General features: G+C 41.1%; 12 protein-coding genes. 8 read left to right on the top strand and 4 right to left on the bottom strand.

The genetic code is table 11. The features are described 5' to 3' along the window. The first annotated feature begins 68 nt into the window (after nt 1-68). The 6 genes from HXT20_RS06035 to HXT20_RS06010 all read left to right on the top strand — a co-directional run bounded on the left by HXT20_RS06035 (nt 69) and on the right by HXT20_RS06010 (nt 6,370). Nucleotides 69-701 carry an iron transporter gene (locus tag HXT20_RS06035; RefSeq protein WP_004116196.1) on the top strand — a complete coding sequence of 211 codons (633 nt, stop codon included), beginning with the start codon at nt 69-71 and terminating at the stop codon, nt 699-701. A 122-nt stretch (nt 702-823) separates the two neighbouring features. Next, nucleotides 824-2,095, top strand: a complete 1,272-nt coding sequence (locus tag HXT20_RS06030) for a DUF2318 domain-containing protein (RefSeq protein ID WP_101887735.1) — start codon at nt 824-826, stop codon at nt 2,093-2,095. A gap of 12 nt (nt 2,096-2,107) precedes the next feature. Beyond that, nucleotides 2,108-3,511 carry an ABC transporter permease gene (locus HXT20_RS06025; RefSeq protein WP_101887734.1) on the top strand — a complete coding sequence of 468 codons (1,404 nt, stop codon included), beginning with the start codon at nt 2,108-2,110 and terminating at the stop codon, nt 3,509-3,511. After that, entirely contained in the window at nt 3,501-4,790 is a 1,290-nt protein-coding gene (locus HXT20_RS06020) for an ABC transporter permease (protein WP_410313165.1), read from the top strand. Before HXT20_RS06025 ends, HXT20_RS06020 begins: the two co-directional genes overlap by 11 nt. 64 nt (nt 4,791-4,854) lie before the next feature. Continuing rightward, a complete protein-coding gene (locus tag HXT20_RS06015) occupies nt 4,855-5,700 on the top strand; it encodes an ABC transporter ATP-binding protein (RefSeq protein WP_004114240.1) in 846 nt (281 codons plus the stop codon). A 55-nt stretch (nt 5,701-5,755) separates the two neighbouring features. After that, a complete protein-coding gene (locus HXT20_RS06010; protein ID WP_422114323.1) occupies nt 5,756-6,370 on the top strand; it encodes an FMN-binding protein in 615 nt (204 codons plus the stop codon). A 152-nt stretch (nt 6,371-6,522) separates the two neighbouring features. On the opposite strand, the gene HXT20_RS06005 is transcribed toward HXT20_RS06010, so the two are convergent. Next, on the bottom strand, nt 6,523-9,630 hold the full coding sequence (locus tag HXT20_RS06005; RefSeq protein ID WP_422114322.1) for an InlB B-repeat-containing protein: 3,108 nt from the start codon (nt 9,628-9,630) through the stop codon (nt 6,523-6,525). Between the two features lie 292 nt (nt 9,631-9,922). Next, complete coding sequence (locus tag HXT20_RS06000) at nt 9,923-10,063, bottom strand: hypothetical protein (RefSeq protein WP_422114321.1); 141 nt, start codon at nt 10,061-10,063, stop codon at nt 9,923-9,925. 213 nt (nt 10,064-10,276) lie between these two features. Here HXT20_RS06000 and HXT20_RS05995 point away from each other — a divergent pair, with 213 nt between their 5' ends. Next, entirely contained in the window at nt 10,277-11,047 is a 771-nt protein-coding gene (locus HXT20_RS05995) for a DUF3800 domain-containing protein (RefSeq protein ID WP_004114245.1), read from the top strand. Nucleotides 11,048-11,175: 128 nt separating this feature from the next. On the opposite strand, the gene HXT20_RS05990 is transcribed toward HXT20_RS05995, so the two are convergent. Further along, nucleotides 11,176-11,412: a hypothetical protein gene (locus tag HXT20_RS05990; protein WP_004114248.1), complete on the bottom strand. Its 237-nt coding sequence runs from the start codon at nt 11,410-11,412 to the stop codon at nt 11,176-11,178. Between the two features lie 235 nt (nt 11,413-11,647). Here HXT20_RS05990 and HXT20_RS05985 point away from each other — a divergent pair, with 235 nt between their 5' ends. Continuing rightward, nucleotides 11,648-11,995: a hypothetical protein gene (locus tag HXT20_RS05985; protein ID WP_004116167.1), complete on the top strand. Its 348-nt coding sequence runs from the start codon at nt 11,648-11,650 to the stop codon at nt 11,993-11,995. 26 nt (nt 11,996-12,021) lie between these two features. Here HXT20_RS05985 and HXT20_RS05980 read toward each other — a convergent pair whose 3' ends face one another. After that, nucleotides 12,022-12,525 carry a hypothetical protein gene (locus HXT20_RS05980; protein ID WP_014554325.1) on the bottom strand — a complete coding sequence of 168 codons (504 nt, stop codon included), beginning with the start codon at nt 12,523-12,525 and terminating at the stop codon, nt 12,022-12,024. Between the last annotated feature and the right edge of the window lie 30 nt (nt 12,526-12,555).

Below are 12,555 nucleotides of genomic sequence, written 5' to 3'. Positions count from 1 at the left end.
AAACTAAAAATCAAAACTAAAAATCAAGCAATAATAAACAGATAATTAACTAACAGAAAAGGTTAGATATGAAGAACAAAAAGATGATGGCAATTGCAGCCTTAGCGCTGGCAGGAATGCTAACACTCACTGGTTGCGGTGCAAACGGAAACGCGGCAAAATCTGCTGCAAAGCCACAAGCATCTGAGCAGAAGGCCGACGATAAGGGCGGAGACAAAGGCTTTGAAGAGGTTCCAGTTGGACCTAACCAAGACCAGAACATTGGCCCACTTACGATTGGCGCTGTGTACTTCCAGCCAGTTGACATGGTCCCAGCAGGCATGGGCTTAAAGGCAAGCGAGGCAAGCTTCCATCTTGAGGCAGATATTCACGCAAACAAGGAAGGTACAAAGCTTGGCTACGGCAAGGGCGAGTTTATTCCAGATTTGACTGTGAATTATCAAATTATTGATAAGGCGAGCGGTGAAGCTGTTGTAAAGGGAACGTTTATGCAAATGAACGCTTCCGACGGTCCTCACTACGGCGCAAATGTTAAGCTCGATAAGGCTGGAAACTACAAGTTAGTGCTTTCTGTCGAATCGCCAGAAAAGAAGGGCTGGATGCTTCATGTAGATCCTGCTACGGGCGTGACTGGCAGATTCTGGACTGAGCCAATTACCGCTACATTCGACGATTGGAAGTACACTCCACGTCAGTGGTAGTTTTGCCAGTGGTAGTTTTGCCAATAGAATGCATGAGTAATGCATAAATAGTGCAAAATGGCGCATAAATAAAAAACAAAAATAGATAACGAATAATCACGTAAACAGCAAAGGAGGGAGACATGCTCAGGCTGTTCGTTACAGTTCTTCCAGGGCTGCTCCCTCTTGCGCTGCTTACAATGGGATTAAGCGCAACTCTAAGCGTTGGCGAGGGGCGAGATAAGCCAATCAGCTCTAGTTGGCGACTTTTTGGCTTGATTTTTGGAACAGTTGCGGCGCTTGTTTTTGCATTTTTGCGCGCAAGCGTGGTGATTAATCAGCGCAATTTTGTGAATCTTCCAGCGCTTTGCATTGCTGTTCCGCTAGATGTTGCCACAATCGTTTGTGTTGGCGCATCTGGCAAAACGGTTGCAAAATGGCGCAAAAATCCGCTGCCCTTGCACATAAGCAATGCAATTGGCGCGCTATGCCTAGCGTTTACAGTGTTTTACGCGCTTCCAGACGTGATTTTGCAGCTTACGATTTTCGTTGACTCCAGCACGCCTCCGTTTACTTCTGATATGCTTCTTCGCGCGCTAGGATTTATTCTTGGCGCGGCTGCTGCGATTTGCATAAGTCTTATGGTTAGGTCTTTGCGCACGACCGCCAGTAAAGTCGCCTTTAGAATCGCAATTATTCTAAGCATGATAATCTTGCTAATTCAGCATTTAACGTCTTTGTTGCAAATTATGCAAGGAAGTATTTTGCTGTATATAGACGATTTTTCGTTTAGCATTCTTGTTTGGCTTATAAACAACGCTCCGCTTATGATTATGGCGCAAATTTGCGTGTTTTTGATTCCTGCATTCGCCTCTCTTGTAATTGGTTTTAAGACGCCTGTAGTTGGAGAAAATTCTGCACAAATCCGCGCAAAGCGAGCGTTTAAGCGCAAGTCTAGAAGGTCTGCGCTTGCGGCGCTAATGGCTGCAATTGTAGTAATACTTACGCTTACTGCTGGTGTGTCTCTTATGAATATTAAGCCAACGCTTACGCCGCCAGAACCGTACGAGTTGCATGATGGCGTAGCAACAATCAACTTTGTGCAAATTAGCGATGGTCACTTGCATAGATTCCAATACAAAGCTAAAGATGGCACTGTTATGCGCTTTATAATCATCAAGAAAAATGGTGGAGCGTATGGAGTGGGCTTGGATGCTTGCGAAAATTGCGGAGACGCAGGCTACTACGAAAAAGACGGCAAGATAATATGCCGAAAATGCGATGTTGCAATAAATTTGGCGACTATTGGTTTTAAGGGCGGATGCAACCCGATTCCATTCCCATACAAGGCTGGTGGCGGCAAAATTACCATTCATACAGCCGATTTAGACGTGCTTAGCTCGCACTTTAAGTAGGAGTGCTTGCAAATGTTTATGATTCGAATGGTTGCGCGATCTCTTGCAAGGCAGATTAAAAAGCGAGTTCTTATAGCGATTGTTGTGTGCTTGAGTGCGTGTGTAAGCGTTGCAATGCTTAGCGTTGTTTACGACGTTGGAGACAAAATTAACGCGGAGCTTAGCTCTTACGGGTCCAATATTATTGTTCAGCCTAAGTCGAATGCTGTTGTGAACGACTTGTATGCGTCTCGCACAAAGTCAGGCTATAGTAATTCGCAAACTTTGCAAACTTCTCAAACTTTGGCGGATGCTGAAAGTCAAGAATCTACCGCTTTTTTGAAGGAATCGGATGCTGCAAAAATCAAAATGATTTTTTGGGCGTTTAACATAACGAATTTTGCGCCAAAACTAACGATTTATGCAAATCTTAAAGCAAATTCTTCTGCCGAATCTGCTAATTCTTCTTCTGCTAAATCCACTAATTCCGCTAAATCTGTTAATTCAGTAGTCCCGATTGTTGGCACGTGGTTTAATCGCAAGCTTGCGCTCGCTTCTGGAGAAACAACAGTTGTTGGTGTACAAGGAATGCGGTCTTGGTGGAAGATGCTTGAAGGCAGATTCCCGCGCGATTTTAAGCACGAGGCTGCTGTTGGCACAAATCTTGCTAAAAGTCATAATCTAAAAGTTGGTCAGCGAATAAAACTAGATCGTTCTAGCAGGCAAATCTCACTTAAAATTGTTGGTATCTACGATTCTGGAGATAGCGACAATAACGCGATTTACGCGGATTCCAGCCAGGCACAACGCCTTTCAAATAAGCCAAATATGGTTGAGGCGATTGAAGTTAAAGCATTGACTACGCCAGAAAACGATTTAGCGCGTAAAGCGGCGAAGAATCCAGCGGCTCTTAGCCAAGAAGAGTGGGAGACGTGGTATTGCACAGCCTACCCAAGCTCGATTACTTACCAAATTGAAGAAGTGATTCCAGGAGCTGTTGCAAAGCAAGTGCGGCAAGTTTCTGCTATGCAAGGCAGCGTGCTTAACAAGACGCGCGCTGTGATGGTGCTTATGACGGCGCTTAGCTTGGTTGCGGCGGCTGTTGCGGTTGCGAATCTTATGGCAGCTGCGATTTCTGAGCGCTCTGGGGAGCTTGCGCTGCTCAAGGCGCTGGGTGCGCGCGATGGCGCTGTTGCGCGGCTAATGCTTATGGAAACAGCGGTTATTGCGTGCGCTGGTGCGCTTATTGGCATGATTGCAGGCTTTGGCGTTGCGCAAGTGATTGGATTTAGCGTGTTTGGTTCTGCGATTTCGCTTCGACCAATGGTATTTGTGCTGGTGTTTGTGCTTCTTGCGATTACTGTTCTTGCTGCTGCTGGCTCTTCTATTCGCTCTATTTTGCATGTGCGTCCTGCGGAGGTGCTTCATGGGCGTTAAATCTGGTTCGGGTATGACTTCTAATGGCGCAATGTTTGCGACTATGCTTTTTGGCGCGGTTTTTCGCCGAAAGTCGCGTGCGCTTATGGCAGTAGTTGCCACTCTTGTTGGTGCCGCTACGCTATTTTGCTTGGCTGCAATCTGCATTGTTGTTCCTCAACAAATGAGTGACGAAATGCGCGCATACGGAGCGAATATTATTGTGACGCCGCTTGCAGGCGAGTGGAAAAATGGCATTGATCGCGCAATGGTTTTGCACACTAACGACATGGTTCTTGCAAAAGGTGCTATGCGATTTGCTACCTACCGTTACGAAAATGTGCGCATTAATGCGGCTCCGTACGTGCTTGCTGGAGTGGATGTCTCCGCTGTTAAGTCGCTTAATAAGCATTGGAACGTGGACGGCGCTTGGCCTAGCAGTGGCAACGTTATGGTTGGGCGAGATGTTGCTTCGGCTATGGGATTGAAGATTGGTTCGCGCATTGCAATCGCGTATCGCGCTGGCGATAATTCCTCGGATTCGGATAGCCTTGCGCAAAAATCGCAAGGTAATCAAGCAGGCAATCAAACAGATAATCAAACAGATAAATCTTCTCAAAATAAGCTTGTTGAAGGCAGAGTTTCCACAGATATTATGGATACTCACGGCACAACTTTCCGCGTTTGCGGCATTTTAGATACGGGAGATGCCGAAGATTCCATGCTTTACGCAACTAACGCGGATTTGCGTGCGCTTACAGGCGTTAAGCGCGGTGCGGACGTGATTGCTTACTCGTCTTCTGCGCCGAACGTAGATGCTGTTGTGCGCAGCATTAACGATATGACTTCTATGCGTGTTCGTGCGCAACAAGTTACTAAAGTTACGGTGGCAGATACTGGCATTATTGCTATGCTTCGCAGCCTATTTTGGATTGTTTCGCTGGTTGTTCTTGCGTTGATGATGGTTGGCGTAAGCACTACGATTTCTTCGATTGTGCAGCAGCGCCGAAATGAGATTGGCTTGCGCAAAGCTTTGGGTGCGAGCGCTAAAAGCATTGGCATTGAGTTCACTGCAGAATCTGGGCTTTATGGTTTTATTGGCGGAATCGCTGGTACAGCAGTGGGGTATGGATTTGCGCGATTGCTTGCGTCAATGGTGTTTGCGCGAGATTTGAGCGTAAATTGGTGGCTGGTTGTGTTTTCTATTGTGTTTAGCGTTGCAGCGTCTTGCGTTGCTGCGTTGCCGCCTGTTTTGCGCGCTTCAAAAATAGACCCTGCGATTGTGCTTCGAGAAGAATAGCTTTTATAGTGATTTTATAGTGATTTTAGAGTGTTTAGTTAAGGATTTTAGTTAAGGATTTAATATGACAGAGAATAAAGAAACTAAGCTGGAGAGCACAAAAGCTGAGCCAGAAATGCTGTTGACTTTGGACCATGTTTCCAAGATTTACGGCTCTCTTCGCGCTGTTGACGATTTGTCGCTTACTGTGCCGCAAGGCGAGTGGCTTTCGATTGTTGGCTCGAGCGGCTCTGGCAAAACTACGCTAATGAACATTATTGGGTGCATGGATTCGCCGTCTAAAGGCTCCGTTGCTTTGCAAGGCCGCAAACTCGAGGATTTGAACGCGGGTCAGCTTGCAGACGTTCGCAAAAACGTAATCGGTCTTGTGTTTCAAAAGTTTTATCTTGTGCCACATTTAACAGCTGTAGAAAACGTGATGGTTGCGCAATATTATCATTCAGTTGTAGATGAATCGCAAGCAATGGAAGCCTTGGAACGCGTGGGATTAAAGGACCGTGCGCATCATTTGCCGAGCCAGCTTTCTGGCGGTGAGCAGCAGCGCGTTTGCGTTGCGCGTGCTCTTATTAACTGCCCGAAGTTGCTTCTTGCGGATGAGCCGACTGGTAATTTGGACGAAAAGAATGAGCAGATTGTACTCGACTTGTTTAAGCAGCTTCATTCCCAGGGAACTACGATTATTGTTGTAACGCACGATTCTTTGGTTGCTCAATGCGCGGATCGTGAAATTATGCTCAACCACGGTGTGCTTGTTGGCGAACGTTGGAATAATGAGGTTGCGCGCAAAGCGTACGAGGCGATTGGTGGCAAGCCTGCGTTTACGAGTGCACATGTTGATGAAAGCGTTGCGGAAGCTTTGCAAAATCATGAGCCTACTAAGTCACCTAAATTAGCGAATTTAGATGATTAGTTTTTAAATGATTAGTTGCGCATAGTTTTAATTTAAGATTTAAAGGCGATGATTTATGATTTTAGACAATATATTTCACAATGTTTCACGCTGCACTAATTTGCGTGATGATTTGAAGTCTAAAAAAATTGCAAAAACGGTTGCTGCGATTGCGGTTTTGGCTAGCTCAAGTGCGTTTCTTGCATCTTGCGGCGAGCCGAGTGCCGTTCCAATGAATGATGAGTTTGCAGGAAACTCTGGTCAAAGCGAAAACGATAGTGGCAATGCTTCGAAATCTTACGATTCTGGTGCTCAACAATCGCACGCTTCCGCGCAAAGTGAGGATTCGCAAAATCAGCAAAATTCGCCTAAAACAGACACTGGCAATTACAAAGATGGCGATTACAAAATCAAAGCTAAGTATGGGCCAGTTGCAGAAGATAGCATTGACGTGAATTTAAGCGTTGCAAATGGAAATATTAGCAGTGTGCAAATAACGTCTCATCCGTTTACGCCAATCTCCAAAAAACACATGAGCGCTTTCAGTGAGGCTATTCCAGGAAAAATCGTTGGAAAACCGTTAAAAGATTTGCATATTTCGGTTGTTGCTGGAGCAAGTTGGACTAGTGATGCCTTCAACAAAGCGCTTGACGTTGCTCGCCAAGAGGCTTCAATTCAATCCGCAAAATAATCTTGAACTACCTTACTTTATTAATATAATCGTGATTATAATAATCGTGATTATATTGTTGAATATTTGCGTGTAATTAATAGGGGTTAGTGGTGCAGTTGTTTACAATACTAACCCCTATTTTGTTTGTTTTTTTCTTATGAAATTATTGTTTATTTATTTTTATGTGCTTTAATTTTTGCTATGATTTCAGCAAGTCCAAACGTTAAAATTGTAGAAAAAGCGGTTAGTGATATTGCGCTTCCTGTTTTTGGAAGTTGGCTATTCTCATTTTTGTGTTTTTCTACGATTTTATTATTTGGATTTTCTTTTGGTAGTGGCGTAATGTTTGGTGTTTTTTCTGGAGTCGGCTTATATTTTGGTTCTGGGGTTGGTTCTGGGGTTGGTTCTGGGGTTGGTTCTGGGGTTGGTTCTGGAACAGGTGTAGGTTCTGGAACAGGTGTAGGTTCTGGAACAGGTGTAGGTTCTGGAACAGGTGTAGGTTCTGGAACAGGTGTAGGTTCTGGAACAGGTGTAGGTTCTGGAACAGGTGTAGGTTCTGGAACAGGTGTAGGTTCTGGAACAGGTGTAGGTTCTGGAACAGGTGTAGGTTCTGGAACAGGTGTAGGTTCTGGAACAGGTGTAGGTGGAGTCGGAGGTGTCGGAGGTGTCGGAGGAGTTTGTGGATCATATTCTACGGTGAGAGAAATATCATTAGCGCCTGCTGCTGCGTCAGAGTTCTTACCATCGTTTGTTTGTGAGCCGTTCCAAGTAAAGTCAAATAATTTCGTTGTTCCATTAAATGTTGCAGCTGCGTGGAATGAGCCAGATACTGTTCCAACGATTGTAGCTTTTCCGGAGAAATCTTGATTTATCTTTATTCCCGGAATAGTGATTTTCATTGCGTCGCCAAGATTTGTTTGTACTGCTGTCTGCAATGCTGCATACGTTGTAATGCCAGATTTCAAATTAATAGTAACTGTTACAGTCTTGTCTTTAACTTGCACATCCTGGATAGCAAAAGTATCTGAGAACCCATCGAGCTTAAGTGTATTTTTTGTGATATTTTCAGGCAGCGTTAAACCGTCTGGGATAGTAAATGTAGCCATGAACGAAGATGTCATATCTTCGAGAGTAATTTTGTCATAATCTTTCGCATTTACTGTGTTAAATTTCTTTTCTATCGTCTTCATTTGGTCTTTTACTACTGAAGCTGTGATTGTGCCAGTGAAATCAATAGTTTGTCCTGGAGTAACTTTATACGCTGTAGTTGCTGTGTTCTCGCCAGTTAATAAATCTGCAGGAAGATTAATATCCTCCTGTTGTATCTGTTTAACATTTGGATTAATCTCCCACTTAAGGTAGAAGGTAAGATCGTCGTTCACTCGTAAATTGTTATCAATACTAGCTTTTTCAGTTCCATTCTTGTCTTTGAACCAATAGTAGTAACTTCCAATCGTAATTCCGAATATACTGTACGATTCATCTTTATTCTTAAGCGTGTAGTATTTGCGCGTGGCTAGATTTGTATAAGTTGTGTCTGAATCAGAATCTGCTTTGCCACTAATGCCAGGTGTGTCTATATTGACATTATCATCCAAACTTTTAATAAGATTGATTAGCGTCCTGTTTTCGCTAAATGTTGCTGTTTTCTTAACAACAGCAACATCTCCACCGCGCTTATCTTTTTTAATCTCAAATACTTTTGTATTTGTCTTAAATATACTGTTATTGGAGAAAGTTCCGCCATTTGCAGAGAATTTTACTGTAAATTCTTTTTCTTCCCAATTTGCATATAAGTCAATTAAGTTTTCACTTTGCGATATAGAAATATTGCTACCTGCTTTTACAGTCTTGCCTTTGCCGTTTTTATCGGTAGTCCAACCTTTGAAGACCATTCCCTTTCGGGCAAATTTTGCATTATTTTTAACAACTTCGTAGAATGAAAGAACTTTGCTAGTGCGTTTTGGACTAGTTTCACTAACAATGTATGTTGCATCATCTTGAGCGCAATTATGGTAGCGAACAGCATAAGATGAGGAATCTTTTTCCCACTTTGCGTACACTGTTGTGTCGCTTTTAATTATCATTTTTTCAGTAAATTTTTGCTCGCTATGCTGAGCGTTTTTGCAGAACCACCCGAGGAACTTATATCCAGGAGCAATTGGATTTGCTGGTACTTCAGTACTTCCTCCTGCCACTGTTTTTGCAAAGTTTAATGCGTAACCGCGTATAGCAAGGGATTCTTTTGCTTTAGTTGAAGAGTCAGAGAATATAGCTCCTTTAGCTTTTTTAGAATCCTCAGCTTTTGTATCATTGAGCTCGAATGTCACTTTTGCTGCTGGAACCCATACGTGCTTTTCGTTATCTTTAGAAGCTTTTTTAACTGAGTATATGTAGGTATTTCCTTTTTTGTTAATTGGTTTTATCTCATTCACAGAACTATCAGCAAGAGTAAAGAGACTTAGCCTTTCATTACCGTTTTCTTCACCGTTTACAGGAACAGTGCTTCCCTTGTTGCTGTGATAATCAGGAGCATATGTAACCATGTGCGAGCCTCCAGTCACAACATAGTTATTTTCTGTTCCAGCTCCACCATCTGCATTTTTGATTGCCGGGCTATCTATTAAGCAGTCTTCTCTAAGTTCAATAGATCCGTTTTCCTGAGCTCCAAAAAGCGCTCCACTATTTTTCCCATCACCTTTGATTGTAGAATTGATGAGAATTACTTTTCCGGTATTTACATTTAAGCCGCCAGTGCCACCATTATTAAATTCAAGAGTAGAGTTGATAACAGTTAATTTTCCGTTTGATATTCCAACGGAAATGCCTGCTGTAGATCCTGCATTAGCAACAATTCGTGAATTATTGGTAACAGTTGAGTCGCCTTGAATTGTTAAACCAGTTGAGTGTCTCCAACCAATTTGATTAATCACAAACTCCGAATTGTCCATGTTTAATTTGTTTACATAGTATGACATTCCAAAGCCTGCTACGGTAAGTGAAGAATTCTTCAAAGTTAAATCTCTTGCGTCAAACCATGTGCGAATTTGTGATTTAACGTTAATAGTAGCATTTTCGAAAGTAATACCATCAGCATAAAAACCTGTATTACATTTGTCATCAGCAGTAATTTTTAATTTATCTTTGCTTGTGCCTTTTACTGTTCCCGCAAGGTAAATTCCGTGACTGTCTTCTACTGCGTTATCTTTGAAAGTGTATGTGCCATCTGTAATAAGAGAGCCTTTTTCCGCTGTAAGAGCTACCTTAAATGCAGTCATTTTCAATTCGCCGTCACCGCGAAGTGTGGAACCAGATTTCAGCGTGATTCCATCGTTGGTATTATTTGAGCCTGTTATTGTGGCGCCGGATTTATCGATAGAAAGTGTAATGTCTTGTGGAATTTCTACAGGTGTATTAAGTGAAAAATTGCCTTTAATGGTAATATTTGCAGGTTTTTGTGCAGTTTTTTCAAGAGCTTTTTGAATAGTTTTTAATGGCTTACTTTCAGATCCATCGTTTGTGTCTGATCCGTTTGTGCCATCTACAACAAGTTGTGTTTTTGGAGCTGGGTTAGTTACGGTTACTTCTGTTGATGGGGGGGGGGGTAATAGCTAATGCACTTATTGGATATACAGAAAGTAGCGACATTGCTGCAATGATAGTTGAAGCAGTAAGTATGCGCATGCCTTTATATTTATTATTTCTTCTCATTGTTAGCTCCATATTGTCCGCTGAAGTTGGGCGCTAGTTAATGCATCGTATTAATACAGTTTCTACACTACACCTGTAGAAGGTAAAAGTATACTCGTATTTGTATTAAATACAATAGTTTATAAATATTTGCATAATCTAATTAATAGTGCAATAGTAGCTGTGCTGTGTTTATAACTGTAGAATGTTGAATATTTCATATAAAATATTCTCATGCAAATTCTTTTTTTGGACGAGAGTGGAACCGCTCCTAAACGTGATGCTGTAGAGCAAAATCCTTATTTTGTTTTGGGCGGATTAGTCATTCCAGAATCGCAATGGAAATCATTACAAAGTAATCTGCATGGATTAAAAAAGAAATATGGGATTGAGGGGGAAGTTAAGTGGCGTTATTTCATTAATCATCCATTAAGCAACGAGACCACGCCTCTTTCTAATTTGAGTGTTAATGAATTGAATGAATTGCGTGAGAATCTGTTTAAGCTGATTTCGGAAAATGAAGATTTTAAAATTATTGCTGCTGTAGTGAACACTAAGGAGTATTACGATAAATATAAAGATGGCAATGCTGAAAATATGTATCACACTGCGTTTGAAAAAATATGTGAACGTTTTCAGTATTATCTTCAAGATTTAAGTAAAAATGCTGGTACAAAAGTTTATGGAATGATAGTTATTGATGCTCGTAATAGTAAACAAAATAAGCAACTTGATGATTTCCATTTTGATCTACTCAATAATCATGACTCACATCGAGCTGATTATAACAATCTAATTGAAGGATTATTTATAGCAGCTTCTCATCACAGTGTAGGTGTGCAGTTTGCAGATTTAGTTGCAGGAGCAGTTTATAGAAAATGTTCTAAAAGAGATTCAACTTTTTATAATATGATAAGAAATAACGTTCGTAGAAATAGTCAAGGTAAAGCGGAAGGATTTGGAGTAGTGGCTGTACCTAGTGGCAGCCGTATTATTGAAAATTGAAATAATAAAAATAGACGCCGTGTTGAAGATTAACCTCAAACCTACAATATGGCGCAGTCACGGCGTAGTAAAATTATATCATAAATTGTTTATTGTTTGCAATATTGCGTTTTAGCGCCATAATCACCTTACTCCTTGACTTCAAAAATAGTTCCTTCGTTGCGAATCGTTGTTGCTATCATGGCTCCGGTTGCTGCCATAAATGGAATAATAGCATCTCTGTATTCGTGCATGAATTGTGCAAAATCATGATTCCAAGAAATAATCGCAACGTACAAAAGAAGGAATTCGATTGCTGTAAATATTGCCCACTTAAGAATCCAAATAAGCGTTTTTTTAATAAGTTTTATAGAGTCCTTGCTCATGAGTTGTTTCCCTTCCAATTTGCTGTTTTGTTCGTGAGCATTGTAGCTAATTTGTGTACGCTGCCTATCGTTCGTATGTATTTTGTATTTCTAGTATAAATGCCGCAAGTCTTCGAGCAATATTATGTACTCAGAACTTAGTACTCAAGATTGCACGGAAAATGTTTGTAATTAGAGTTAAAGCAACGCACAAATATGTTGCGCAAATACGTTACAGATACAAGGAGATACAAACATGAGTAGCGCAGATATGGGTAGTGTAAGCATGAGTGATTTTGGTATAAACTCTTGGCAGCCAGAAGATAGCGTAAACAAAATAGGAAATGTTAGTGAAAATAGCATTAATCAAATTCAAAAGCAGGAAGATAACTTTGCGGAAAATAGTAGCGAAGAGCTTTCACAAGATGAAATTGATGAATTAGCTAAGCAATTAGAAGAAGTCTTTACAAAATATATTGTGCTAGAAAATGGCTCTTTTGTTGTAAAAGAGGATGCTATTATTGCAGACGGTTATGGCGATCACATAGAATATTTTCGCAATGCTGCAAAAGGATTAAATCTTTCAATGGAAGATCAGCAATAAGCTTAAATCCTTAAAGTCTTAAATCTTTAAAAATCGCTTTCATCAATAGGGTGACCTTGTGGACGCTTTATTACTCGCCACAGAATCACTAATGTTAAAACGCCATTTGCAATTCCGTAGTAATAAATCCAAGGAACGTGAATAAGCCCACAAATAAAGCATGTAATAATATTTATTAAATTATTTGAGTAATTGTTGAGTATTTGATTATTTTGTGATTCGACTTTTTTGCGCTCTCGCTCAAGAGTCATTATGTAATCTTTGTTGTTTTCTATATTCTCAACATCACTACTTATGCTGTTAGCGCCCGCGCCGCTAAGCTTAGATATATTATTTTCTATATACGCATTTTTTGCTTTAATAACGCTTTTGAGCAAGAAAAAATATGCACAAGAATACATTGCAACAGAAAGAAGTCCTAGAACAAGCCACAAAGCGAAAAAGTCAAAGCTACGCATAAAAGCAGCTGCTGAGGCAAACGCCATCGCAGCTACTTCTGCGGAGTGCAATACTACTAGTCGTTTTTTCATATAATCCTGCTGCAATCATTATTAAAAATA

It is taken from the genome of Gardnerella sp. DNF00109 (assembly GCF_049262845.1).
Taxonomy (GTDB): domain Bacteria; phylum Actinomycetota; class Actinomycetes; order Actinomycetales; family Bifidobacteriaceae; genus Bifidobacterium; species Bifidobacterium vaginale.
Note: the sequence above shows the minus strand (reverse complement) of the source record. Positions and strands in the feature narration are given on the sequence as shown.

Coding starts and splice junctions, on each gene's coding strand:
- HXT20_RS06035 (WP_004116196.1), top strand. CDS start 69: ATGAAGAACAAAAAGATGATGGCAATTGCAGCCTTAGCGCTGGCAGGA.
- HXT20_RS06030 (WP_101887735.1), top strand. CDS start 824: ATGCTCAGGCTGTTCGTTACAGTTCTTCCAGGGCTGCTCCCTCTTGCG.
- HXT20_RS06025 (WP_101887734.1), top strand. CDS start 2,108: ATGTTTATGATTCGAATGGTTGCGCGATCTCTTGCAAGGCAGATTAAA.
- HXT20_RS06020 (WP_410313165.1), top strand. CDS start 3,501: ATGGGCGTTAAATCTGGTTCGGGTATGACTTCTAATGGCGCAATGTTT.
- HXT20_RS06015 (WP_004114240.1), top strand. CDS start 4,855: ATGACAGAGAATAAAGAAACTAAGCTGGAGAGCACAAAAGCTGAGCCA.
- HXT20_RS06010 (WP_422114323.1), top strand. CDS start 5,756: ATGATTTTAGACAATATATTTCACAATGTTTCACGCTGCACTAATTTG.
- HXT20_RS06005 (WP_422114322.1), bottom strand. CDS start 9,630: ATGACTGCATTTAAGGTAGCTCTTACAGCGGAAAAAGGCTCTCTTATT.
- HXT20_RS06000 (WP_422114321.1), bottom strand. CDS start 10,063: ATGAGAAGAAATAATAAATATAAAGGCATGCGCATACTTACTGCTTCA.
- HXT20_RS05995 (WP_004114245.1), top strand. CDS start 10,277: ATGCAAATTCTTTTTTTGGACGAGAGTGGAACCGCTCCTAAACGTGAT.
- HXT20_RS05990 (WP_004114248.1), bottom strand. CDS start 11,412: ATGAGCAAGGACTCTATAAAACTTATTAAAAAAACGCTTATTTGGATT.
- HXT20_RS05985 (WP_004116167.1), top strand. CDS start 11,648: ATGAGTAGCGCAGATATGGGTAGTGTAAGCATGAGTGATTTTGGTATA.
- HXT20_RS05980 (WP_014554325.1), bottom strand. CDS start 12,525: ATGAAAAAACGACTAGTAGTATTGCACTCCGCAGAAGTAGCTGCGATG.